This window comes from Cupriavidus sp. L7L, from assembly GCF_004353535.1.
Taxonomy (GTDB): Bacteria; Pseudomonadota; Gammaproteobacteria; order Burkholderiales; family Burkholderiaceae; genus Cupriavidus; species Cupriavidus oxalaticus_A.
In genome coordinates, this window is the sequence record NZ_SMNY01000001.1 from 230,568 (window position 1) to 253,538 (window position 22,971).

The following is a 22,971-nucleotide window of genomic DNA, read 5'->3' on the forward strand; positions in this document are numbered from 1 at the left end:
GACTTATGAGCCGACTCAGATGAGCCGACTCAGGCCAACTGCTCGGCCAGCACGTTGCGTACCTCGGCAATGAACGGCGATTCGTTGCGGCGGGCAGGTAGCAGGAAGAACTCCGCTTCGGGCAGGCGTGGCAACCCGAGCCGCGCGACCGTGCCGCCGTCCAGCGGCGCGACCCCCGGCCCGATCGCCGCCGCATTCAGGCAGGACAGCCCCAACCCGGCCGCGAGCGCGAGATGCAGGCCCGCTACGCCCGAGGCCGAGTGCGCGATCTCGAAGGGCAAGCGCTTGCGCAACAGCAGCTGCACCACGAACTGGTGCAGCGAGCAGGTGTCGGGCAGCAGCACCAGCGGCAGCGTGGCGGGCAAGGCGCCGGCCTCGCCGGAGGCCGCCACCCAGGCCAGCGGTTCGCGCCGCAGCACCGTGCCCCGCGTGCTCTTGCCCTGTGTGTCGCGGCCGCGCGGCAGGCGCATGCTCAGGCCGATATCGAAGGCATCCATCCCGGCGGCGGCATCGATTGCCGCACTCTTCATCACCGTCACGTGCAGCCGCAGGTAGGGATAGCGTTCACGCAGGCGCCGCAGCATGCCGGCGATTTCGCCCGGGCGGAAGTAGTCGGTGACGGCAAGCCGCAGGTCGCCTTCCAGCGCGTGTCCGCGCAGTTCCTGCAGCGCCAGTTCGTTCAGCGCGAGGATGCGCCGCGCGTGCTCCAGCAGCCGCGCGCCGGCCGGCGTCGGCACCGCGCCGTGCCGCCCGCGCGACAGCAGCGGCACGCCGGCGCGCTCTTCCAGCTTGCGCAGCTGCTCGCTGACCGACGATTGCGACAGGAACAGCCGGGGCGCGGCGGCGGACAGGCTGCCGCAGTCTGCAACGGTGACGAAGGTGCGCAACTGGTCTGTGTCGAATCCACGCATGATGGGCGCTCCGGCATAGGCTGGCAGAGGGTGGCAGAGGGAGGCAAAGGCGGCCGCAGTTACTTCGGCCAATCCGATGGATGGCATCGGATATTCCCGCTTTTCCGATACTACACCGGCTCCTAACATGGCATCACCCACCCACGAAACCAGGAGCCAGCCATGCCCCACATCGTCCTGCACCTGTCCGGCCAGCCCGATGCCGCCCTCACCCGCCGCAGCGCCGCCGCCATCGCCGACCTGACCGCAAGCGTGCTCGGCAAGAAGCGCGACGTGATTGCCATCACCGTCCACTACGTGCCGCACGACAGCTGGATCATCGGCGGCGTGCCGCTGTCCGAGCAGGGGCGCAACGCCTTCCATCTCGATATCAGCGTCACCGATGAGACCAATACCAAAGCCGAGAAGGCGCAGTTCATCCAGGCTGTGTTCGAGACCATGGCGGGCCTGCTCGGCAACCTGCATCCCGTCTCTTATGTGCATGTGATCGATGCCCGCGCGGCGGCGTATGGCTACGGCGGCCGCACGCAGGAGTATCGGCACCAGCACGGATGAAGCGCGCGTCGCCTGCAGGGCGGCGTTATCGCGCTGTAATCGGGATGTATTTTGTGACCGGACTGGTCTGAAGCAATCGGGCGCCCCGCCGCTTGTACATTTAGTGCGTTGTTAACTAGTGTGAGTTGGGTGCCGCCGGCACCCAACCCGGCCATCCTGGAATCCGACGCATGAAACAGATCACCCTGCCCGACGGCGAGCGTATCCCCGCGCTCGGCATGGGAACATGGAACATGGGCGAGACGCCCGCCGCGCGCGCCGAAGAGATCGCCACGCTAAGGCTGGGCCTGGACCTGGGCCTGCGGCTGATCGATACCGCCGAGATGTACGGCGAGGGCCAGTCCGAGGAAATGATCGGCGAGGCCGTGGCCGGGCGGCGCGACGAGGCCTTCCTGGTCAGCAAGGTCTATCCGTTCAACGCCAGCCGCCGCGGCACCGTGCAGGCGTGTGAGCGCAGCCTGCGGCGGCTGCAGACCGATCGCATCGACCTGTACCTGCTGCACTGGCGCGGCGGCGTGCCGCTGGAAGAGACCGTCGCCGCCATGCAGGCGCTGCAGCGCGACGGCAAGATCCGCCACTGGGGCGTCAGCAACCTGGACCTGGCGGACCTGCAGGAGCTATGGGACGCGCCCGGCGGCGACGGCATGGCCACCAACCAGCTGCTGTACAACCTCGGCCGGCGCGGTATCGAATGGGACCTGTTGCCGTGGCTGCGCCAGCGCGGCATCCCGGTGATGGCCTACTCGCCGATCGAGCAATCGCGGCTGCTGGGCAACCCGGGGCTGAAGCGCTTCGCGCGCGACCACGGCATGACCGCGGCGCAGGCGGCGCTGGCCTGGCTGCTGGCGCAGGACGGCGTCATCGCCATCCCCAAGACCGGCCGGCGCGAGCGCCTGCAGGAGAATATCGGCGCGCTGTCGCACCCGTTGTCGGCGGCCCAGCTGGCCGAACTCGACCGCATCTTCCCGCCTCCGGACGGGCCGGGGGCGCTGGAGATGCTGTGAGCGCGCCCGCGGCGCGGCGTCAGTTCACGCGCGACGCGTAGCGTTGGTTCTCGACATAGCGCACCAGGTAGTTGCGCGCTTTGTCGCGGGTATCGGCAGTGACGCGCGCCGCCGCCTGGCGGGCGCTGTTCTTGCCGTGCGCCGACGACATCTGACCGTCCAGGTAACTGCGGAAAGAGTCGTGCATGGCGTTCAGGTCGGACTGGCATGCGGCTAGCGCCGCATTCGCCACGTCTTTCGACTGGCCCTTGGACGACAGGTTGTCGTCGGCCTTCTCCTTGACGCAGTCCATGTATTTGGCGCGCAGCGCCTGCCAGCCGCTGCTGTCGGCGGTGGCGGCGCTGGCGGCAGTGTTGGTAGTTTCACTGGCGGGTCCGGTCGAGGGCTGGGAAGCGCACGCGGCGAGCAAGGCCAGTGGCAGGGCGGTAAGTAATTTCTTCATGCCTTGATGATGCGATGCGGCGGTGCCGCATGGATGCGTAGTCATTTCTGGAGCCGACAAACTGCCATGAATGCCCGGGCGAGGCTACCTTCGTCACAAATGGAAACGACTCGTCACCACGTGATCTTTTGTCCGAGTGCTTTTGCCGCCTATGCTTCAGAGACGACAACAACACCCAAGGAGACAAGATGAAACGTCGAAACTTCCTGACCGCCAGCGCGGGCCTTGCCCTGGGCAGCCTGGCACTGGGTGCCTGCACCACCACAAAGCCCGACGCGCCGACCGACAAGGCGGCACGGCGCCGCGAGCTGGACTCGGGCGTCGATGCCACGTTGTCGCGCCTGTATGGCTCGGTCAACGGCTCGCGTGAACTCGGCAACCGCGCGCGCGGCATCCTGGTGTTCCCCAAGACGTTGTCGGCGGGCTTTATCGTCGGCGGCGAATATGGGGACGGCGCGCTGCGCTCGGGCGGCGCGACGCGCGGCTATTACCGCCTGGTCTCCGGCTCGGTCGGCTGGCAGATCGGCGCGCAGTCCAAGTCGGTGATCCTGATGTTCCTGACGCAGGACGCGTACGACAAATTCGTGCGCAGTTCAGGCTGGACCGCTGGTGTCGACGCTACCGTCGCGCTGGCGACGGTCGGCGCCAGCGGCGTGCTCGACACCAATACCGCGCAGCAGCCGATCGTCGGTTTCGTGATGACCAATGCCGGGCTGATGGCAGGCCTGAGCCTCGAAGGCAGCAAGGTCACCCGGCTCGACCTGTAAGCGCCTGGCGCCGGCTTGCGCCGCACGGTCCGACGGCAGTGCGGCGGCGGTTTTTCGCGGCCATCCGCCGCGAGGGGATAGAATTCGTCCCTTTGGCCGAATTCTCATGTGGTTCAAGAACCTGCAGGTCCATCGTTTCTCCGCCCCGTGGACGCCCGGCGCCGACGAGGTCGAAGCCAGCCTGGCGAAGCACGCCTTCTACCCCGGCACCAGCCTCGAAATGCAGACGCAGGGCTGGGCCTCGCCCCGTGACAACGGCCAGCTGGTCCACGCCGTCGGCCGCCAGATGCTGCTGACGCTGCGCACCGAGAAGAAGCTGCTGCCGACCACCGTGGTCAACCAGGTCACACGCGCACGCGCCGCGGAGATCGAGGAGCAGCAAGGCTACAAGCCGGGCCGCAAGCAGCTGAAGGAACTGAAGGAGCAGGTCACCGAGGAACTGCTGCCGCGCGCCTTCAGCATCCGCCGCGACACCCGCGTGTGGATCGACCCGGACAACGGCTGGCTGGCGATCGACGCCGCTGCCGCGGCCAAGGCCGATGAAGTGCGCGGCATGCTATTCAAGGCGCTGGATCCGCTGCCCCTGGTCAACCTGCATGTCAACCAGTCGCCGGTGGCGGCGATGACCGAATGGCTGGCCGGCGACGCCGCGCCGGGCGGCTTCACCGTCGACCAGGAAATCGAGCTGCAGTCCGGCAGCGAAAGCAAGGCCACGGTGCGCTACGTGCGCCACCCCCTCGATCCTGAAGACCTGCGCCGGCACATTGCCGCCGGCAAGCGCTGCACGCGCCTGGCGATGACCTGGAACGACCGGGTCTCGTTCGTGCTGACCGACGGGCTGGTGGTGAAGAAGGTGGCGCCGCTGGACGTGATCAAGGAACAGGCCGACGGCACCACGCATGACGAAGACGAGCGCTTCGACGCCGACTTTGCCATGATGGCCGGCGAGCTGTCGGGCCTGCTGGGCGACCTGACCGAAGCGCTGGGCGGCGAGCGCAAGAGCTGATGCTGGCGGCGCGCGCTGCCGCGCGCCGGCGCACCGATACGCCGGCTACGCTACCCAGTTCACCTTGGGGAAGCGGTCGGCAAACCCGGCCGGCATCGGCATCACGGTCTTGCCGACGTAGTCGAAGAACACGAAGCCGGACTTGGCCATGGCGATCAGCGTGCCGTCAGCCGGGCGCGTGATGCGGAAGATGATGTCGCCGCCGTACTTGTTGAAGTCCATCACGCCGACTTCGAACAGCAGCTGGTCGCGCGCGTGCGCTTCGTTGCGGTACATGGTGGCCAGGTCCGTGACGATGATGCCGAGACCCTCCACCTTGTCTCCCTCGCTGCCGAACTCATAGAGGAAGCGGGCGCGCGCCTCGGAGATCATCGAGATCATCGAATCGTTGGCCAGGTGGTTGGCCGAGTTGATGTCGGTGACGCGCACGGTCAGGTGGGTCGAATAGCAGAACTGGTCGTCGGGAAGATCGAGTTGAAGGCGGGCCATGGCGGCATCGGGCAAAGTGGACAAGAAGCCGCCGCCAGGCACGCATAAGGACCATCCGATTCCGGGCAGGCTGGCGGCGAGGCGCCCATCATAGTCGATCCGGCCGGTTCGCCAGCGGGGCTCAGGGATTGAGCGGCGGCAGGGCTGCCGGCGTGGCCCGATGCGCCCGGACAGGCCGGTGTGCGGGGCCGTACTTCGGCAACAGGCCCGCCAGTTCGCTGCCGTTCCATTGCCCCGTGCCGGTGCCGGCACCGAACAGGCGCCGTTCGAGTCCATCGACGGCGGAAGCCAGCGCCGCGTCGGTGCCTGCCGCCCACTCCGATGGTGCCTTGCCCCACGCGCTGCGCGACCACACGCCAAGGGCGCGATAGGCTGCCGGCGCGTCGTTCGCGCGGCAGGCCTGCAGCAGCGCCGCGAGCTGCGCCTCGCTGCCGGCCGCCCTGGCGCTGCGCCGTGCCGCGAGCGCCCGGCGCAGGCGTGCCACGCGCGGCCGTGCCCAATGCAGCAGCAGCCATCCCAGCAGCAAAACCGGGGCGCCGCCGGCCGCCCACAGCCACAGGCGCCACGCGGTCCCGCCCTCCCCGGGCAACGGCGCGGCGCGGGGGCCGGTCGGGGACAATCCTGCAAGGTGCGGCGCGCCGGCCACGTCTACCTTCACCTCGGGCGCCTCCGATTCGCCAGGCTTGCGCGTGACCGGGTCGAACCACTCCACCTTGATCGCCGGCAGCGTATAGGTCCCGGCGTGCTCGAACACATAGGTGATGCGGTCCGTGCGGCTGCCGCCCGTGTTGCCCGCGCTGTCGTGCGCGGCATCGCTGAGTTGCGGATCGCCCGCGAACACGCGCACGCCGGCCGGCGCTTCCACCTTGGGCGGCCGGATCATCATGGCCTGCGTCTGCGGCGCGAACGTGGTGATAGTGCGCACCAGCGCGTCGCCGGCATGGAATTGGGCCTGCGGGCCGCTGACCGGGCGGTCGAAGCGCTGCGTGACGTTCAGGCGCGCCACCGGCAGCGTGGCAACGGCCGGCGCGCCGGCTGCGCCCGCGGCACGGATCGTGGTGGCCGGCAGCGTCACGCTGCCCTGGCGCGGCTTGCCGTCGTCGCCGGAATAAGTGAAGGCGATGGAGACCTGCGGCAACCTGAAATCTCCGCCCTGCTCCGCGGCAAACAGGTAGGTCTTCCGGATGCCGGCATAGCTCACGCCGCCGATGGTCTCGACCATGTTCTGGCCGCGGTCGTCCGGCATGGTGATGATCGCGCCGGGCACCTGCAGTGTCGGGAAGACGGGCGCCGACAGGAAAAAGTTGGGCGCCAGTATCGTCACGTCGACGCGGATCTGCTGGCCCGGCAGCACGGGCTGCCGCGCCGCCACGTCGACGCGCACGATGGGATCGGCCGCCAGCGCGAGCGCGCTCGCCAGCCATAGCGCAAGGCCGGCGAGCCAGATGCCGAAGCCCCGACCCGCGCGCGTCATGGTTTGGCTCCGGCGCCCGGCTGCGCCTGGCCCTGCTGCAGCGCGAACTTGCGTTGCAGCAGTTCGGTCGGCGTGGTCTGGATCGCGCGCATCCAGGTCTCCGCGCTTTCGACCGCGCCCATCTCCAGCTTCTTGCCCTCGCCTTCGGGCGGCCTGGACTCGCTGTCGTACTTCACTTCGTCGGGCTTGATGTCGGGCGGCTCCTCGCCTTCCTTCGGCTTTTCCGCCTTCGCGGCCAGCTTCTCCATGAGCGCCAGGTTGGCCGTTGCCGCGGGCCATTGGGGGCGGCGCTTCAGGGCCTCCCGGTAGCGCGCCGCCGCGTCCTTGTACTTGCCCATCCGTGCCAGCGCATCGCCCTGGTTGAAGTCGCTCTCGGGCGAATCGATCAGCGCGAAGCTCTGCACCGCCTGCGCGTACTGCCCGGCGCGGTACTGCGCCACGCCGCGCCACATGGGGTCGTCGAACAGCGCGGCGGCGGCGGCAAAATCGCCGCGCTCGAAGGCCCGGCGGCCCTGCTGGTCATGCGTGAGCCACAGGTCGACAAAGCGCGACGCGCGTGGCGCTTCGGCACCGGGCGCCGGCGCCTGCGCGCGCAGCACCTGCTGCGGCGCCGCCAGCGCCACGGCAAGCAGCACGCCGGTGATCCAGCGCACGGTCCAGCCCTTGCGGAACCACAGCACGCCGAGCAGTGCGATGGGAACCGTCAGCCACCAGCCCTCATCCTTCCAGCGCGTGTTGTCCGCCGACTGCTTCTGCGCGAGGTGCGACTGCACATGGCGCTGCACCCAGGCGACGTCGTCGTCGCTGTCGGGCGTGAACGTGGCGACCGGCACGCCGGTGTCGTCGCCAAAGCGCTTGAGCGCGGCCGTGTCCATGCGCGCGAACACGCGCACGCCGTCCTTCTCGACAAAGCCGTCGGTGCCGCTGCGCAGCGGGCCGCCGCGTTCGGTGCCGATCGCCAGCACCACCGGCTGGCTGCGCCCGCTGCCTGCCCGGGTCTTGAACGCGCGCACGGCGGCGGTTTCCACGCCGTCGGTCAGGAACAGGATGGTGCCAGGCACCTCCTCTTGCGCGAGCGCCGCGTCGATGGTGCGCAGCGCAAGTGCGGTGTCCCTGCCGGGCGCCGGCATGATACGGGTCTGCAGCGCATCGACGAAAGTCTGCAGCAGCATGGCGTCGTCGGTCAGCGGCAGCACCAGGTGCGTGGAGCCGGCGTAGGCCCAGATAGCCGTGCGTCCGCCGTCGCGGCGCGCCAGCAGCGCCTTGACCTTGAGCTTCGCGCGCTCGAGCCGCGTGGGCGTCACGTCGATGGCATCCATGGTCGGCGACAGGTCGATGGCGATCGCCAGCGGCGCCTTGTCGTCGAGAAACGGCGGGCGCTCGCGCTCCCACGCGGGACCGGCCAGCGCAATGGCGCCGAGCGCAAGCAGCAGCGCAGTCAGGTGCACGGGACGGATGGCCAGCCGGCGCCGCTCGCCGACCATCAACGCGTCCAGCAGGTGCGGAGCAATCGCATCGCGCCAGCGCCGCCGCACATCGCCGCGGCGGCGCACGGCCCACACCAGCAGCACCGCCGGGACCAGCGCCAGCAGCCACCACGGGCGCAGGAAATGGAAATCCGCGAGCGCCTGCATCACGACTCCTGCGCCGCCGGCTGCGGCGCGCCACGCCGGCGCGGACGCGCAAGCCATGCCGACCACGCCGCCATGATGAGCTGGTACGCCAGCACCATGCCAACCGCCGCGCCGAGCGGCCACATGAACAGCTCGCGCCGCGGCCGCCACGACAGCGTCTTGTGGTTGTGCGGCGTAATGCGGTCGAGCGTTGCGTAGATGCTTTCGAGTCCCTTTTGGTCGGCACCGAAGAAATAGCGTCCACCCGTCTGCGCGGCGATGCGCTGCAGCACGCCCAGATCGACGCGCTGCTCGCCCTCGGCGGAAGGATCGCCGATGCCGATCGTATGCACGATCACGTGCCGCTGCCTGGCGATCTCCGCGGCGCGTTCGGGCGGCATCTTGCTGGCGGTGTCGTTGCCGTCGGTCAGCACGATCAGCACCTTCTCGGGCGCCTGGCTCTGGTCGAACATCTTGATGCCAAGGCCGATGGCATCGCCGAACGCCGTGCTGGGCCCGGCCATGCCCGGCAGCAGGTCATGGATCATGGCCTGCACCAGCGCGTGGTCCAGCGTGAACGGCGCCAGCGGGTACGGCGCGTCGCCGAAGACGATCAGGCCGACGCGGTCGCCGGGCCGGCCCGCCACGAAACTGCTGACTACGTCGCGCACCGCCTGCACGCGCGGAATCAGCGCGCCGGCCGGATCGCGGAAGTCCTGCGTATCCATTGACTGCGACAGGTCCAGCGCGAGCAGCAGGTCGCGCGCCGGCTGCACCTTCTCGATCGGCGCCTCCAGGAACTGCGGGCGCGCCAGCGCGGTCACCAGCAGCGCCCATGCGAGCGGCGCCAGGATGCGCTGCAGCCAGTTGCTGCGCGGCACGACCGCGCCCGGCGCCGGCTTCAGCCCCACGGCGCTGGCCACCTCGCCGAAGAACGGCAGCCGCACCGACGGGCTTTCCTCGCGATACGGCGGCAACAGCCACCACAGCAGCAAGGGCAGCGGCAGCAGCACGAAGAGCCACGGGTATTCAAACTGGTACATGGTGGCCGGCGATCCATTGCTGGCAGGCCGCGGCGGTTGCCTTCACCTGGCTGTCGGACCATTGCGCCAGCTCGGCCGCATCGCGGTACTGCGCGTCATTGACCAGCGTCGCGAGCACCGGTGCCGCCGCGCCGGCCTTGCCCGCACAGGCTTGCAGGAACCGCGCCCACTCGGCGCCGGCCAAGCTCGCCACCTCTGTGCGCGGCCACGCCGCCAGCGCGGTGCGCTTGAGCAGCTCCGCCATGGCAACCAGCGCGTGCGCGCGAGCCTGCGGCGACGCGGACATGCCCGCGCGCAACCGTGCCAGCTCGGCCAGTGCTTCGCGGCGGTAGCGGTTGGCGCGGTAGTGGCGCCACCAGCGCCAGGCCGCGAAGGCCAGCAGCGCCAGCACGATCGCGCCGGCCACCGGCCAGCCGATGGTCTGCGGCCGCCATGACGGCGGCGGCGGCACGACCACCTCGGCCATATGCAGGAGATCGCCGGCAATCGTGGCGCTGTCGGGCGCGGCCGTGCTGTGCACCAGGTCGCTCATGGCCGCCCTCCCTGCCGGGCGCGCAGCGTTCCCTGGCCTTGCGGCAGCGCCTGCCCGAGCAGGCGGCGCAGTTGCAGCGGCGTTTCCTCCGCGGCCGACAGCGGCAGCAGCGGCACGCCGATGGCGCGGTGCCAGCCCAGCAGGTCGCGGCTCTGCGCATCGACGAATTCGGCAATGCCCTTGCGTGTCGACGCGTGGCCGAATCCCAGCTCGACCTGCAGCTCGCCGTCGCTGACGACAAGGTGGCCGGAGTCCGGCAGTTCGAGCAGGAACGGGTCATAGACCAGCATCGTCAGCAGGTCGTTGCGGGCGCTCATCGACAGCATCAGGTCGCGCGTGGCCGCGTCATGGCCATCGAAGTCGCTGATGACGATGACGAGGTGGTCATGCCGCGCGAGCCGCGCCGCGCGCTCGAGCGCGGCATTGAGCTGGCCGGCGCCGCGCCGCGCGGGGGCATCGGCGCGCAGCGCCTGGTTATGGCGCGCGATCTCGCCGAGCATGTGCTCCACCGCCTGGCGGCTGCGGCGCGGCGCGAGCTCGGTGCATTCACCGTCGCCGAACACGAGGCCGCCGACACGGTCGCCCTCGGACAGCACGCGCCACGCGGCCAGCGCTGCGGCCTCGGCCGCGACCACGGACTTCATCGCGCGGCGGCTGCCGAAGAACATGTTGATGCGCTGGTCCACCAGCAGCAGCACCGGCCGGTCCTTTTCCTCGCTGTACACGCGTACGTGCGGCTTGCCGGTGCGCGCCGTGACGCGCCAGTCCATGCTGCGGATATCGTCGCCGGGCAGGTAGCCGCGAACCTCCTCGAAGGTCAGGCCGCGCCCGCGCACCCTGGAGGCATGCCGGCCGGCCAGCACGCTGTGCACGGGCTGCCGCGGCAGGAAATGGAAATCGCGCGCGGCAACTTCGAGCGCCGCCAGCGCCGCGGCATCGACGCAGACACCAGGCTGCGCGCGCGAAGCAGGCCCCTCCCCGGCGGGCACCGGCGAGCGGCCGAGCGAGGCAAGGTGGGAACGCATGGCGCCGCCCGCCGCGTCAGGCCACGGCCACCTGCCGCACCAGGCGGTCGATCACGGCATCGGCGCTGACACCGGCCGCGTGCGCCTCGTACGACAGGATCAGGCGGTGGCGGAAGACCTCGTGCACCACGGCCTGCACATCCTCGGGCGAGACGAAGTCGTGACCGCGCAGCCAGGCATGGGCGCGCGCCACCTTGTCCAGCCCGATCGAGCCGCGCGGGCTCGCGCCGACCTGGATCCAGCGGTCCAGCTCGTCGTCGACGGCCTTGGGTTGGCGCGTGGCATGCACGAGCGCCACCATGTAGCGCGCGACCGCTTCGCTCACGTGGATGCCGTGGATCTCGGCCCGCGCGGCGAAGATGACTTCAGGCCCCAGCTTCTGCGCGGCGGCCGACTGCGCGCCCGGGGCGGCCCCGGACTCCTCGGCGCGCGCCAGCGCCACGATCTGCGCCTCGGCGTCGGCCTCGGGATAGGTCACGTTCACGTGCATCAGGAAGCGGTCCATCTGCGCTTCGGGCAGCGGGTAGGTGCCTTCCTGCTCGATCGGGTTCTGCGTAGCCATGACCAGGAACAGCGGATCAAGCTTGTGGGTGACGCCGCCGACGGTGACCTGGCGCTCTTCCATGGCTTCGAGCAGCGCCGCCTGCACCTTTGCCGGCGAGCGGTTGACCTCGTCGGCGAGCACCAGGTTGGCGAAGATCGGCCCGGGCTGGAAACGGAACTCGCCCTTGCCGCCCTCGGTGTAGTACACCTCGGAGCCCGTGATATCGGCCGGCAGCAGGTCGGGCGTGAACTGGATACGCGACAGCTTCGCCTCCAGGTTCCGCGCCAGCACCTTGATCGCGCGCGTCTTGGCCAGGCCCGGCAGCCCTTCCACCAGCAGGTGGCCATCGGCGAGCAGGCCCAGCAGCATGCGCTCGATCATGTGCTGCTGGCCGACGATGGCTTCGCCCATCCGCTGCTGCAGTGCCAGCACGTCGTCACGGGTGCTCATGGGGCTTTCCTCGATGGCGCCGGGCCGGGCGTTCGGCGGCCACCTCCGAACCAGGCGTAGTAAGGGTTGTCGGGATCGGCACGCATGACTTGTTGCATATGCAGCGCCCACGCGTCGCGGTCGCCGTAATAGGCGTCGAGGCCGGCAGTGTAGAAAGTGTGCAGCGTTTCGCGTTCGCGCCCGATGTCGGCGATCAGCCCGGCATCGGCACCCGTCACCGTCGGCTCGGTCTGCAGCGTCAGCAGGCGCTGCAGGACCTGCGGGAACTCGGCGCGCCGCACCCAGGTAGCGTATTCGATGCGCGGGCGGTCGTCGGTCACGGCGGGCGCATCGCCGGCATAGCGCTCCAGGCCCGCGCGGTCCGTCACCCAGGTCGCCAGCAGCGCTGCCGGCGACGCCACGCCCACCGCGCGCAGCGCCGACGCGACTTCGGGCTCCGCAAAACGCTGGCGGATGCGCACCGCATCGAGTGTGATCGGCGACGGCGAACCGACCAGCATCATCTCGTGCAGCTCCGTGGTCCACAGCGTCGCGTGCGGGAACACGTCGAGGAAGCTACGCACCAGCGAGCGCGTGTCTTCATCGTTCTGCGTGGGCAACGGCAGCCATTGCGCGACCAGTCCGCCCGGTTGCAGCCGTGCCGCGGCGAGGCGATAGAAATCGGTCGAGTACAGGTTGACCACGCCCGCGGCCGAAGGCGGCGGCGGTTCCAGCGTGATAAGGTCGTAGCGTTGCTCGCTCTGCAACAGTTCGCGCCGGCCGTCACGCAGGCGGATCTCCACGCGCTTGTCCCCGGCCACGCCGAAGTTGCCCTGGAACTGCGGCACGGCGCGCAGCACCGGCGGCAGCAGTTCGGCCACCACGCGCTGTTCCAGCCCCGGATACGGCAGCGTGGCGCCGGCCGTGATGCCGGTGCCGAGGCCGATCACCAGCGCCGAGCGCGGCGTGCCGCCATGCACCATCAGCGGCAGCAGCGCCTGCAATCGCATGTAGCGCAGCGACGTCATGGTGTCGCCGGAATTGGACACGCCCTGGATATAGAGGCGGTTGAATGTGTGGCTCGGCGACGACTGCTTCACCACCGCCACGGTGGCGCCACCGCCTTCCTCGTAAAACACGATCTCGCCGCCACGTGCGCGCGCCAGCAGCGTGGCGAGCCGGTCCGCGGGCGCGAGCGCCGCGGCAATCACCGCAAGCACCGCCACCATCGGCACCGACCAGCGCGCCAGCTTGCGCACACCCGAGCCGAGCGCGACCGCGACGATGCCGACCATGCCGGCGCCCACGGCCAGCAGCGACAGCGTATGGACCAGGCCGATGCGCGGCACCAGGACAAACCCCGCCACCGCCGTGCCGACGATGCCGCCCAGCGTGTTGAGCGCGACCACCGCGCCCACGCCGGCGCCGAGCCGGTGGTTGTCCACGCCCACTCGCAGCACGAACGGGAACGCCGCGCCCAGCAGCAGCGTGGGCACGAACACCACGCACAGCGCCGCCACCGCGAAACTCGCGCAGGCGGCCGCCAGGCCGCTCGACGTGGCCGATTGCACCCAGGCCGACACCCCAGCCTGCGCCTGCAGCAGCCATTCGCCAAGCACCACGATTTCGAGCAGCGCCACCAGCCCTGCGGCGGCGATCAGCATCGCGAATGCGCCCCACGGGTCGCGCGCCCGATCGGACCGCCGCGCGGCCAGCGCGCTGCCGATGGCAAGGCCAGCAAGATACGTCGCAAGCACCACCGTGAAGGCAAAGGTGCGCGTGCTGATGAACTGCACGATGGCCTGCGACCACACCACTTCATAGCCGAGCGCGATGCCGCCCGCGGCGGCATAAAGCACCAGCGCCAGCCGCCCGTCGTCCGCATCGCGCACGCGCTCCGCGGATGCTGGCGCGGCAGCGGTGGCGGCCGGTTCCTGCGCAGGCACGGTGCGCGAAGCCAGGACCAGCGCGGCGACCGCGGCGAGACCGTTGAGCGTGGCCGCGGCCAGCGCGCTGCCGGTGATGCCGAGCCACGGGATCAGCACGAAGCCCGCCAGCAGCGTGCCGGCAATGGCGCCCGTGGTGTTGGCGGCATACAGGCGTCCGCCATGTGTGCCGATGTAGCCGGGGCGCGACGCCAGCACACGCATCAGCACCGGCAGCGTGCCGCCCATGGCTGCCGCCGGCACGATCACCAGCACGAACGGCAACGCCCAGGCCAGCAGCCCGGCGCGGCTCTCCAGCCATGCGAACGGCGCGGCGGAGCGCGCCAGCGCCAGCGTGGCGCCAATGGCCAGCACCAGCACGGCGATTTCGAGCCACGCATACAGCCGCAGCGGCCGCGCATGGCGGTCCGCGACACGCCCGAACAACCAGCCGCCGAGTGCGAGCCCGGCAAAGAATGCGCCCACGGCGGTGGTGACGGCGTGCACATCCACGCCGACCACGAGCGCGAGCTGCTTTATCCAGAGAATCTGGTAGATCAGTCCGGCCGCACCGGACACGAAAAGCAGCAGGGCAGGTGTCAGCATGGCGCCGTGATGCGCCAGTTGACCCTGCCCTGCCTGCAAGGCGGCGCCTTCCGCGCGCCGCGGCTTGTCAGAACTGTGCCGCGCTTGCTGCTTGCCGGCGTTGGCGCCGGCATGCGCTTCTCTCATGGTGCGATCCTGGTGAAGAGGTTGGCCGGGATGACCCGGCCAACCATTGCCACTGGAATTACTTCCCGGCTGCCCCCTTGTCGAGGGACTTCATCACCGCCTCGGTCATCTGGTCGATGGTGAAGCTCGCCGGGCGCTGGCTGGGCGGGTAGTCCTTGAACGTCTGGAGGAACGGCGCCACCCGTGACGATGCATAGCTGACCATATAGGCATTCTTCGCCGTCCAGTCATAGTACTGATCGGAGACGATATCCGCCCGTTCATACGGATCCATGCGCAGGTTGAACACCTTTGGCACGCGCAGGCAGGTAAAGGGGTTGGCCCAGACTTCGAAGCCGCCCGGGTGACGCTGCTCGCAGAACACGAACTTCCAGTCGTTGTGGCGCATTGCCACCAGTACGCCGTCATCGTTGAAGTAGAAGAAGTCCTGGCGGGGCCCGGCATTGGTCTGGCCGGTCAGGTACGGCAGGAAGTTATAGCCATCCAGGTGGACCTTGAAGGACTTTCCGCCAATGCTGGCGCCCTTGAGCAGCCGGTCCTTGATGTCGGCATCGCCGGCGGCCGCAAGCAGCGTCGGGAACCAGTCGAGACCGGACATCATGGTCGTGGACACCGTGCCAGGCTTGATCTTGCCCGGCCAGCGTACCAGTGCCGGCACGCGGAATGCCCCTTCCCAGTTGGTGTCCTTCTCGCTGCGGAACGGCGTGGTTGCCGCGTCCGGCCAGGACCACTGGTTGGGTCCGTTGTCGGTCGTGTAGACAACGATGGTGTTGTCGGCAACCTTCAGGTCGTCGAGCGACTTGAGCAGCTTGCCGATGTCGCCGTCGTGTTCGAGCATGCCGTCCGCGTACTCATTGCCAGGCATGCCGCTCTGTCCGCGCATCGACTCGCGCACGTGCGTGAACGCGTGCATGCGCGTGGTGTTCATCCACACGAAGAACGGCTTGTCCGCCTTCACCTGCTTCTCCATGAAGCCGATCGCCGCCGCCGTGGTTTCGTCGTCGATGGTCTCCATGCGCTTGCGGTTCAGCGGACCGGTATCTTCCACCTTGCCGTCGGCGTAGGAGTGGAGGACGCCGCGCGGCCCATTCGCCTTGACCCAGGCCGCGTCGTTCTTCGGGTAGTACGGACGCTCAGGCTCCTCTTCCGCATTGAGGTGGTACAGGTTGCCGAAGAACTCGTCGAAGCCGTGCGCGGTCGGCAGGTACTCGTTGCGGTCGCCCAGGTGGTTCTTGCCGAACTGCCCGGTCGCATAGCCAAGCGGTTTGAGCGCCTGGGCAATTGTCACGTTCTGCGCTTGCAGGCCGACCGGCGCGCCCGGAATACCCACCTTCAGCAGGCCCGTGCGCAGCCCGACCTCGCCGGTGATGAAGGTGGAGCGGCCCGCCGTGCAACTGTTCTCGCCGTAGTAGTCGGTGAGCATCATGCCTTCGTTCGCGATCCGGTCGATATTGGGCGTGCGATAGCCCACCACACCGTGGCTGTAGGCGCTGATGTTGGTCTGCCCGACGTCATCGCCGAAGATGACGAGGATGTTCGGCTTCTTGCCGGACGGCGCGGTGGCCGCCAGCGCGGGCGCCGAAGCCGCGGCAACCGGCGCGTTGGCCGCCACCGGCGGATTCTCCTTGGCCGGCGCTGGCTCGGCCGCTACTGGCGCCGCCGTGGGCGCCTGCGCCGCCGGCTGCTGTTCCTTGGGCGGCGTCTCCTTCTTGCCGCAGCCCGCAATCGCGAACACGGCGGCGGCCATGGCCAGTATCACCAGCCTGGAGCCCCGCCCTTTCCCTATGCCTTCTTCAACTCGGTGCATGTTCCGCCTCCGTTCATTGACCCGTTACGGTCGGTTCACTGCTGGTCGCATCGTGCTCATGGCTTGCCGGCCGGATAAATCTGCTGCCAGTCCTGTTTCATGCTGACCACGGTCCAGCCTCGCGAGCGCGCCGCATCCAGCGCCTTGTCCAGCTTGCCCACCTTGGACTGGCGGTCGTAGGCGAACTCCCGCTCGGCGTCGTCGTGATGCACCAGCACCGCCATGCACGGACCGTCGCCGCCGGCGGTGTACTCGAGCATCTGCAGGTCGCCGTCGGAATTGCCGACGGCGAGGATGGGCCGGCGGCCGATATGGCGGTAGATGCCGACCGGCTTGCCGGGGCCGTCATCGATAAAGTCGAGCTTGGGATCGCGCACCAGCACCGGCTTGCCGTCGCGCACCATGTAGCGCACCGCCTGCGACGAGCCGATCACCTGCTCGGGCGGGATGCCATAGACCTGCTGGCTCCACGGCCGCATGAAATCGATGGTGCCGCCGGAGACGATGTAGGTCTTGAAGCCGTTGGCGCGCAGGTAGGACAGCAGTTCCAGCTGCGGCTGGTAGACCAGCTCGGTATAGGGCCGCTTGAACCTGGGATGGCGCGCCCTGGACAGCCAGTCGCGGATGGTGCGGTCGTACTCGTCCACGCTCATGCCGCTGTTGGCAGTGGCGATCAAGCCGAGCAGCTGCTTCTGGTTTGCCATCAGCGCGTTCATGTCGTTGGCCATCAGCGCCTTGAACGCGGCATTGTTGCGCCACTCAGGATGCTGCGGCGCGGCGGCCCTGACCTGGTCGAGCAGGAAGAAGAACTGGAAGTACAGCGGCTGCTCGCTCCACAGCGTGCCGTCGTTGTCGAACACCGCCACGCGCGCCTCGGGTGGCACGAAGGTGGGCGAGCCCGGGCGCGTCACGTCGGCCACGAACTTGAGCAGCGCCTGACGCGCGGCGCCGTCGCGCCACGATGGCAGCGCTTGTTCCGCGGGCTGTGCGGCGGGCTGCGCCTGGACGACAGTGGCCTGTGCCGCGGGGGCCGCGGGTCCGGCGGGCGCGGTACAGCCGGAAAGCTGCAGGCCCGCAAGCGCCAGCGCGGCGCATAGTGCCGCGATCGTCTTGCGCGATGCGCTTGCGCGCAAGGCGCTGTTGGCAGGCATGCTCATGGCACTTGCTCCTGTGTCGTGTCGCACCGCTCCGGCATCAGCGTGACGCCGGCTGCGGCTGTCCGCCCATCGCCAGCGGCAGATGGGGCGCGTTGCGGCGCATTTCGGCCCAGCGGCTGTCGTCCATCACGAGCCGGAAGCCAAGGTGCGACATGCTGTTGAAAGGATCCGTCCCGCGCCGAGCGCTGGGGCGGTAGCTCAGGCAGTAGTCTTCGTTGCACAGGAACGAGCCGCCGCGCGTCACGCGCTTGGGCGCGTTGACCGGTACGCCAGGCTCGCTGGGATCCCATGAGGCCAGGGGGCCGGCCGGGTTCTCGATCGGCTGCGCCTTGCCGGCTTCGCGCCGGAACTGGTCGGCGCGGTACCAGTCGGCGACCCATTGCCAGGCATTGCCGGTCATGTCGGACAGTCCGTAGCCGTTGGGCGGGAACGTGCCGACCGGGCTGGTGCCCAGCGCGCCACCGGCCTTCGGGCTGACTACCTGGCTCACTGCCGGGCTAACAACCGGGAACGGCTGGTTCTGCTGGCCCTGCCAGACGTTGGCCATCTGCTTGCCGGCGGGCGCGAACTGGTCGCCCCATGCGTAGGTGGCCTGCTCCAGCCCGCCACGCGCGGCAAATTCCCACTCGGCCTCGGTAGGCAGGCGCTTGCCGACCCATTTGGCATAGGCCTGGGCGTCTTCGTACGACACCTGCACCACCGGATGGTCGTCCTTGCCTTCGATCGAGGTACCGGGACCTCCCGGATGACGCCAGTCGGCGCCGGGCACATAGCGCCACCAGCGCGAATAGTCCCGCAGCGGCACCGGACGCGGCGTGCCGACAAAGACCATGCCGCCGGCCACCATCGCGCTGTCGGCCGGACGCGGCGTGCCAGGGGGCAGCTGTACCTTCAGGGTCTCCCAGTCCGGCACCCGCTCCGCCGTGGTGACGTACCCCGTGGCCTCGACGAACTTGCGGAACTCGCCATTGGTGACATGGTGCTTGTCCATCCAGAACGCATGCACGCGCACCTTGTGCGCCGGCTTCTCGTTGGCCTGCGCCATCTTGCTGTCGCTGCCCATCAGGAATTCGCCGCCGGGTATGCGGACCATGCCGAGCGGACCGCTCTTGCCGTCGCCTTCCACCACCCCGGGCGCCTTGCCGGAGAGCGACTGCGCGTACCACCAGCTGCCGCCCGCGCCTGCCGCCATGCAGGCACAGGCCAGCACGGCAATCAGGAACGTGCGGCGTCGATGCGGCGCCGCAGCAGCAGAGGCAGGCGGCGCTTGCGCTGCGCCGTGCGCCGGGGCCTGCGAATGAAGCCCGTTGCGCTTGCCGGTTGCCATAGGACGTCCTCCGCCAAAAGACAAAAAGGTGCAATAGCGCACCTGCGGGTATCGTCACAGAACGGTTACTGAAAAGGAATTTAGATTTCTTGCCGAGTGTGTTGAAAGATTTCACGGCGGCGCTGTCATCGCCGTTTGCTCCTCGGGGTAAATACCGTCCCACTGTCTCGTCCATAGCGCCGATGTGCCGCGCCGGCAGCGGCCCGTACGCTGCCGTTTGACATGCGCGCAAGGCGCTACAAGACAACCAGGACGTCACAACCAGGAGGAAACACCATGCAAGCTGACCGACGCAAAGCCCTGCAGTGGCTGGGTGCAGGTTCCCTCGCCGCCACGGCCTCGGCGCTTGGCCTTGGCCTTGGCCATGCCCGGGCCCAGTCAGCCCAGTCCGCCGTATTGAACTATCCGTCGAAGCCGGTGCGGCTGGTCGTGCCCTACCCGCCGGGCGGCGCCACTGACGTGCTGGCACGCGCGCTTGGCGAACCGCTCGGCAAGCTGTGGCAGCGCCCGGTCATCGTCGAGAACCGCCCCGGCGTCGGCGGCATGATCGGCGCCGACGTGGTGGCCAAGGCGGCGCCCGATGGCTACACGCTGCTGCTGGCGCTGCCCAGCCTGGTGCAGACGCCCTACATGGTGGCCAAGCCCCCGTTCGATCCGCTGCGCGACCTGACCGCCATCGGCCAGCTGTGCACCTCCAGCCTGGTGCTGACCGCCAACAGCGCCATGCCACGCACGCTGCCCGAGGTGGTGAGCCTGGCCAAGTCGCAGCCGAACAAGCTTTCTTACGGCACTTATGGCATCGGCACCGGCGCCCATCTCTATATGCAGGTGTTCACGACCGGTGCCGGCGTCGAGCTGCTGCACGTCCCGTACAAGGGCGAGGCGCCGATCGCCACCGACCTGATCGGGGGCCAGATCTCGCTGGGTACGCTGTCGCCGATGACCGTGCGCCAGCATGCGCGCAGCGGCAAGCTGCAGCCGCTGGCCGTGACCGGCAACACGCGCGCGCCGATGCTGCCCGACGTGCCCACCTTCCAGGAACTCGGCTACAAGGGGCTGGACGGCCCGGCCTGGCTCGGCCTGTTCACCACGGCCGGCACGCCGCAGGCCATCGTCGAGAAGATTTCCGCGGATATGGAGACCGTGATGGCCGCGGCCGATATCCGGCAACGCATGGCCGACCTGGGGCTGATCGTCAAGACTTCGCGCCCGGCGGCGTTCGCGGCGGTGGCGAAAGCCGACCAGGCTTATTGGGGGAATGTGATCAAGGAGTACAACATCCGGCTGGATTGAGCTGGCATGCGTCAGACGCCGTAATTGCGGAACCAGCGCACCAACTGGCTACGGCATGCCGCAGCGGGGTGTGGTGCGCTGACAGGGGCAACCGGAAGCGCTGATCAGGCCACCAACGGCCGGAACCGGCGCTCCATTGCAGGGCTCACGTCCCTGACGCGCATTGCCAGATTGACTTGCATGGTCGTGGATGCCGTTTCAATCAGTGTCCGCTCTATCTCGTAGCTGTTTTTGCTCATCCACAACAAGACCTCGCGCAGGTGCCATAGCGAACTGGCGCCTTCATGCACCGGCGGCGGAAATGACTCGGGATGGCCGATCATCAGTTTGCGCATGTTCTGGCGGGACATTCCGATCGCATCGGCAATATCCGTCAGGCCGACCAGATCCGGCGCGGCTTCGATCAGCATTGCGGATGGTATGGCACGCTTTATGTCGGCGAGCGCGCTCATGATGGCGTCTATGGCGGACTCCGCGTCACGGTGCGTCTGCGTTAGTTGTCAACTGACAACTAACGCAGACGAAAGCCTATGAATCGAAGGAGTGTGAAATAGGGACTTAAAGCGGCACTGAGAGGACACTGCAATCGGTGTGTCCTTCGCGCACGCTAAGTTCTTTCGGCGGCACCAGTCGGCAAGAACTGAAACGATTCAGATCACGCCCGCTTCCCTCAGTGCGCGCAACTCACTCGCCCCCAGTCCCAACGCGCCATAGACCAGCGCATTGTGCTCGCCCACGGCCGGACCGCAGCGCGGCGCGGCCGGTGCGTAGCCGGAGAATCTCGGCACCACGCATGGCGCCGGCACTGACCCAAGCTCGGCATCCGGCAGGCGCACGATCGCCTCGCGCGCCTGCATCTGCGGATCTTCGACAATGTCGGCGATGCTGAACACCTTGCTGAACGGCACCTGGCACGCCTCGAGCGCCGACGCCGCGTCCGCGTAGGACCGCGCAGCAAACCAGGCCGCGATCTGCGCGTCGAGCGCATCGAGATTACGCACGCGGCCGGCGTTGGTGGCGTAGTCGGCCGCGCACGCGAGCTGCGGCGCCGCCATCGCTTCTGCCAGGCGGCGGAAGGTGGCATCGGACGACGCCACCACCGAGACCCAGACATCGTCCGAGGTCCGGTACATATTCGACGGTGCCGCATAGGTAGTCCGATTGCCCGCGCGCTGGCGCACGCGGCCCAGTTGCTCGTACTCCACCGCCAGCGGCTCCAGCAGCCGGAACAGTGCTTCCGTGGCGGCCAGGTCGATCTCGCGGCCAGGCAGGTCCGGCCGCGCGCGCCGCTCCGCCACGGCGGTGGCGATGGCAAAGGCGCCGAACAAGCCAGCGACCATGTCGCCGACCGGGTAGTTCATGTGCATCGGCCCGCTCTCCGGCGAGCCTGCCAGGTTGGTGAACCCGCTCATCGCTTCAAAGATCCGCGCAAACCCGGGTCGCTGCGCATACGGTCCGGTCTGGCCGAAGCCGGTCAGCCGCAATACCACCAGGCCGGGATTGGCCGCGCGCAGGGTCTCGATATCCAGCCCCCAGCGCGCCAGCGTGCCGGTGCGGAAGTTCTCGACCAGGACATCGAACTGCGGCAGCAGCTTCAGGAAGATCTCCTTGCCGCGCGGTGTGCGCACGTCCAGCGAGATGCCGCGCTTGCCGCGGTTGGTCACTTTCCAGTACAGCGCGTGCGCGTCGGTGACGGGTTCAAGCGAGCGCAGCGGATCGCTGCCATCGGGCAGTTCCAGCTTGACGACTTCGGCGCCCATGTCGCCGCACAGCGTGGCCGAGAACGGTGCCGCCACCACGGTGGCCATGTCCAGGATACGCACGCCCGCCAGCGGGCCGGTGCCGGCGTCGGTGTGGGTGTTGCAAGGCGTTGCCGCCGTGGCGGCGTGGTCGGGTGACGCGTTCGGCATTGGGATCTGTCTCTTCGTTTTGGGGTTGGGCGCAGGTCGCTGCGATCCAAACTGACAGCCCCGCTCGCCGGGCGCAAGCACGGTTTCGCTGTGCGGAACCGTCGTGCTACAACATTGACGAGCCCCCCTCACGGATCCGAGCATGAATGCCAACAGACCGCCGCCAGACATGGAACGCACTCCACTGCCCGGCCTTGCCAGCGCCGACGAACTCTCAACCGATCGCCAGTTCGCCAGCAACCTGGCTCGCGGGCTGGACGTGCTGCGGGCGTTCACGCCGGGCAGCCCGGTGCTGGGCAACCAGGACATCGTGGCGCGGACCGGACTGCCCAAGGCAACGGTGTCGCGCCTGACGTACACGCTCAGCCTGCTTGGCTTCCTGAGCCGGGTGCCGGGCAACCAGAAGTACCGGCTCGGCGCTGGCGTGCTGGCGCTGGCGTATCCGATGCTTGCCGGGCTGGCTATCCGCCAGATCGCGCGGCCATATATGGAAGCCATCGCCCGCGAAACCGGGTGCACGGTGAACCTGGGGATGCGCGAGCGGCTGACGGTGGTGTACGTGGACAGCTGCCGCGTCGATCCGGGCAACGTGTACCAGCCCGACATCGGGAGTACGCGGCCCTTGCTGTCCACCTCGATCGGCCGCGCCGTGCTGCTGGCGTGCGGGGCGGAAGAGCGCGCCGCGGTGCTGAACCGGCTGCGCGTGGAAGATGCCGGGCGCTTCGAACGGGAGCAGCCGATGTGGATTGCGGAACAGGCGCACTACGCGGCGCATGGCTTTTGCCTTAGCCGCGGCGAATGGCGAACGGACATCCACGCGATAGCCGTGCCGATCCGGCAATCGCTGCATGAAGACCCGTTCGCGCTGAACTGCACCGTCGCCGCCGCGCGCGACCGTGACGACATGCTGGCGCGCACGGTCGCGCAGAAATTGCGCGAAGGCGTCAGGCAGATCGAGCTGGCGTGCGCGCGTTGATGTGATGCCA

Annotated in this window: 21 protein-coding genes; 6 read left to right on the top strand and 15 right to left on the bottom strand. The window is 68.7% G+C overall.

Features of this window, described 5'->3' with window-relative positions:
• Window positions 1-29: 29 nt before the first annotated feature.
• Window positions 30-911 carry a LysR family transcriptional regulator gene (locus E1J61_RS01120; RefSeq protein ID WP_133092343.1) on the bottom strand — a complete coding sequence of 294 codons (882 nt, stop codon included), beginning with the start codon at window positions 909-911 and terminating at the stop codon, window positions 30-32.
• 162 nt (window positions 912-1,073) lie between these two features.
• Between E1J61_RS01120 and E1J61_RS01125 the strand changes: the two genes are divergently transcribed.
• Together E1J61_RS01125 and E1J61_RS01130 are read left to right on the top strand one after the other, a co-directional pair.
• Window positions 1,074-1,466 (top strand): 4-oxalocrotonate tautomerase family protein, encoded by a 393-nt coding sequence (locus E1J61_RS01125; RefSeq protein ID WP_133092344.1) that lies wholly within the window; start codon window positions 1,074-1,076, stop codon window positions 1,464-1,466.
• Between the two features lie 170 nt (window positions 1,467-1,636).
• Window positions 1,637-2,470 (top strand): aldo/keto reductase, encoded by an 834-nt coding sequence (locus E1J61_RS01130; RefSeq protein WP_133092345.1) that lies wholly within the window; start codon window positions 1,637-1,639, stop codon window positions 2,468-2,470.
• A gap of 19 nt (window positions 2,471-2,489) precedes the next feature.
• On the opposite strand, the gene E1J61_RS01135 is transcribed toward E1J61_RS01130, so the two are convergent.
• Entirely contained in the window at window positions 2,490-2,912 is a 423-nt protein-coding gene (locus tag E1J61_RS01135) for a hypothetical protein (protein ID WP_133092346.1), read from the bottom strand.
• A 188-nt stretch (window positions 2,913-3,100) separates the two neighbouring features.
• Here E1J61_RS01135 and E1J61_RS01140 point away from each other — a divergent pair, with 188 nt between their 5' ends.
• Together E1J61_RS01140 and E1J61_RS01145 are read left to right on the top strand one after the other, a co-directional pair.
• On the top strand, window positions 3,101-3,679 hold the full coding sequence (locus E1J61_RS01140; RefSeq protein WP_133092347.1) for a YSC84-related protein: 579 nt from the start codon (window positions 3,101-3,103) through the stop codon (window positions 3,677-3,679).
• Between the two features lie 106 nt (window positions 3,680-3,785).
• Window positions 3,786-4,685: a recombination-associated protein RdgC gene (locus E1J61_RS01145; protein WP_133092348.1), complete on the top strand. Its 900-nt coding sequence runs from the start codon at window positions 3,786-3,788 to the stop codon at window positions 4,683-4,685.
• 45 nt (window positions 4,686-4,730) lie between these two features.
• Here E1J61_RS01145 and E1J61_RS01150 read toward each other — a convergent pair whose 3' ends face one another.
• The 11 genes from E1J61_RS01150 to E1J61_RS01200 all read right to left on the bottom strand — a co-directional run bounded on the left by E1J61_RS01150 (window position 4,731) and on the right by E1J61_RS01200 (window position 18,782).
• On the bottom strand, window positions 4,731-5,174 hold the full coding sequence (locus E1J61_RS01150; RefSeq protein WP_133092349.1) for a thioesterase family protein: 444 nt from the start codon (window positions 5,172-5,174) through the stop codon (window positions 4,731-4,733).
• Window positions 5,175-5,295: 121 nt separating this feature from the next.
• Window positions 5,296-6,648, bottom strand: coding sequence for a BatD family protein (locus E1J61_RS01155; protein ID WP_133092350.1), 1,353 nt, complete (start codon window positions 6,646-6,648; stop codon window positions 5,296-5,298).
• Window positions 6,645-8,282, bottom strand: coding sequence for a VWA domain-containing protein (locus E1J61_RS01160; RefSeq protein WP_133092351.1), 1,638 nt, complete (start codon window positions 8,280-8,282; stop codon window positions 6,645-6,647). The genes E1J61_RS01155 and E1J61_RS01160 overlap by 4 nt, the downstream gene beginning before the upstream one ends.
• A complete protein-coding gene (locus E1J61_RS01165; RefSeq protein ID WP_133092352.1) occupies window positions 8,282-9,304 on the bottom strand; it encodes a VWA domain-containing protein in 1,023 nt (340 codons plus the stop codon). The genes E1J61_RS01160 and E1J61_RS01165 overlap by 1 nt, the downstream gene beginning before the upstream one ends.
• Window positions 9,291-9,836 (bottom strand): DUF4381 domain-containing protein, encoded by a 546-nt coding sequence (locus tag E1J61_RS01170; protein ID WP_133092353.1) that lies wholly within the window; start codon window positions 9,834-9,836, stop codon window positions 9,291-9,293. Before E1J61_RS01170 ends, E1J61_RS01165 begins: the two co-directional genes overlap by 14 nt.
• A complete protein-coding gene (locus E1J61_RS01175) occupies window positions 9,833-10,861 on the bottom strand; it encodes a DUF58 domain-containing protein (RefSeq protein ID WP_133092354.1) in 1,029 nt (342 codons plus the stop codon). Before E1J61_RS01175 ends, E1J61_RS01170 begins: the two co-directional genes overlap by 4 nt.
• A gap of 16 nt (window positions 10,862-10,877) precedes the next feature.
• The gene (locus E1J61_RS01180) at window positions 10,878-11,855 is read right to left on the bottom strand and encodes a MoxR family ATPase (protein ID WP_133092355.1); all 978 of its coding nucleotides are present in this window, start codon (window positions 11,853-11,855) and stop codon (window positions 10,878-10,880) included.
• Window positions 11,852-14,491: a fused MFS/spermidine synthase gene (locus tag E1J61_RS01185; protein WP_133092356.1), complete on the bottom strand. Its 2,640-nt coding sequence runs from the start codon at window positions 14,489-14,491 to the stop codon at window positions 11,852-11,854. The genes E1J61_RS01180 and E1J61_RS01185 overlap by 4 nt, the downstream gene beginning before the upstream one ends.
• A gap of 58 nt (window positions 14,492-14,549) precedes the next feature.
• Window positions 14,550-16,298, bottom strand: coding sequence for an arylsulfatase (locus tag E1J61_RS01190; RefSeq protein ID WP_243736716.1), 1,749 nt, complete (start codon window positions 16,296-16,298; stop codon window positions 14,550-14,552).
• Between the two features lie 56 nt (window positions 16,299-16,354).
• A complete protein-coding gene (locus E1J61_RS01195; RefSeq protein WP_371702388.1) occupies window positions 16,355-17,449 on the bottom strand; it encodes an HAD family hydrolase in 1,095 nt (364 codons plus the stop codon).
• 43 nt (window positions 17,450-17,492) lie between these two features.
• The gene (locus E1J61_RS01200) at window positions 17,493-18,782 is read right to left on the bottom strand and encodes a formylglycine-generating enzyme family protein (RefSeq protein ID WP_133092358.1); all 1,290 of its coding nucleotides are present in this window, start codon (window positions 18,780-18,782) and stop codon (window positions 17,493-17,495) included.
• Between the two features lie 276 nt (window positions 18,783-19,058).
• Here E1J61_RS01200 and E1J61_RS01205 point away from each other — a divergent pair, with 276 nt between their 5' ends.
• Entirely contained in the window at window positions 19,059-20,075 is a 1,017-nt protein-coding gene (locus E1J61_RS01205) for a tripartite tricarboxylate transporter substrate binding protein (RefSeq protein ID WP_133092359.1), read from the top strand.
• A 104-nt stretch (window positions 20,076-20,179) separates the two neighbouring features.
• On the opposite strand, the gene E1J61_RS01210 is transcribed toward E1J61_RS01205, so the two are convergent.
• Both E1J61_RS01210 and E1J61_RS01215 read right to left on the bottom strand, forming a co-directional pair.
• Complete coding sequence (locus E1J61_RS01210) at window positions 20,180-20,527, bottom strand: DNA-binding protein (RefSeq protein ID WP_243736717.1); 348 nt, start codon at window positions 20,525-20,527, stop codon at window positions 20,180-20,182.
• Window positions 20,528-20,725: 198 nt separating this feature from the next.
• Window positions 20,726-21,883, bottom strand: coding sequence for a CaiB/BaiF CoA-transferase family protein (locus tag E1J61_RS01215; RefSeq protein ID WP_243736722.1), 1,158 nt, complete (start codon window positions 21,881-21,883; stop codon window positions 20,726-20,728).
• A gap of 271 nt (window positions 21,884-22,154) precedes the next feature.
• Between E1J61_RS01215 and E1J61_RS01220 the strand changes: the two genes are divergently transcribed.
• Window positions 22,155-22,961, top strand: coding sequence for an IclR family transcriptional regulator (locus E1J61_RS01220; protein ID WP_133092362.1), 807 nt, complete (start codon window positions 22,155-22,157; stop codon window positions 22,959-22,961).
• The last annotated feature ends 10 nt before the right edge of the window (window positions 22,962-22,971 follow it).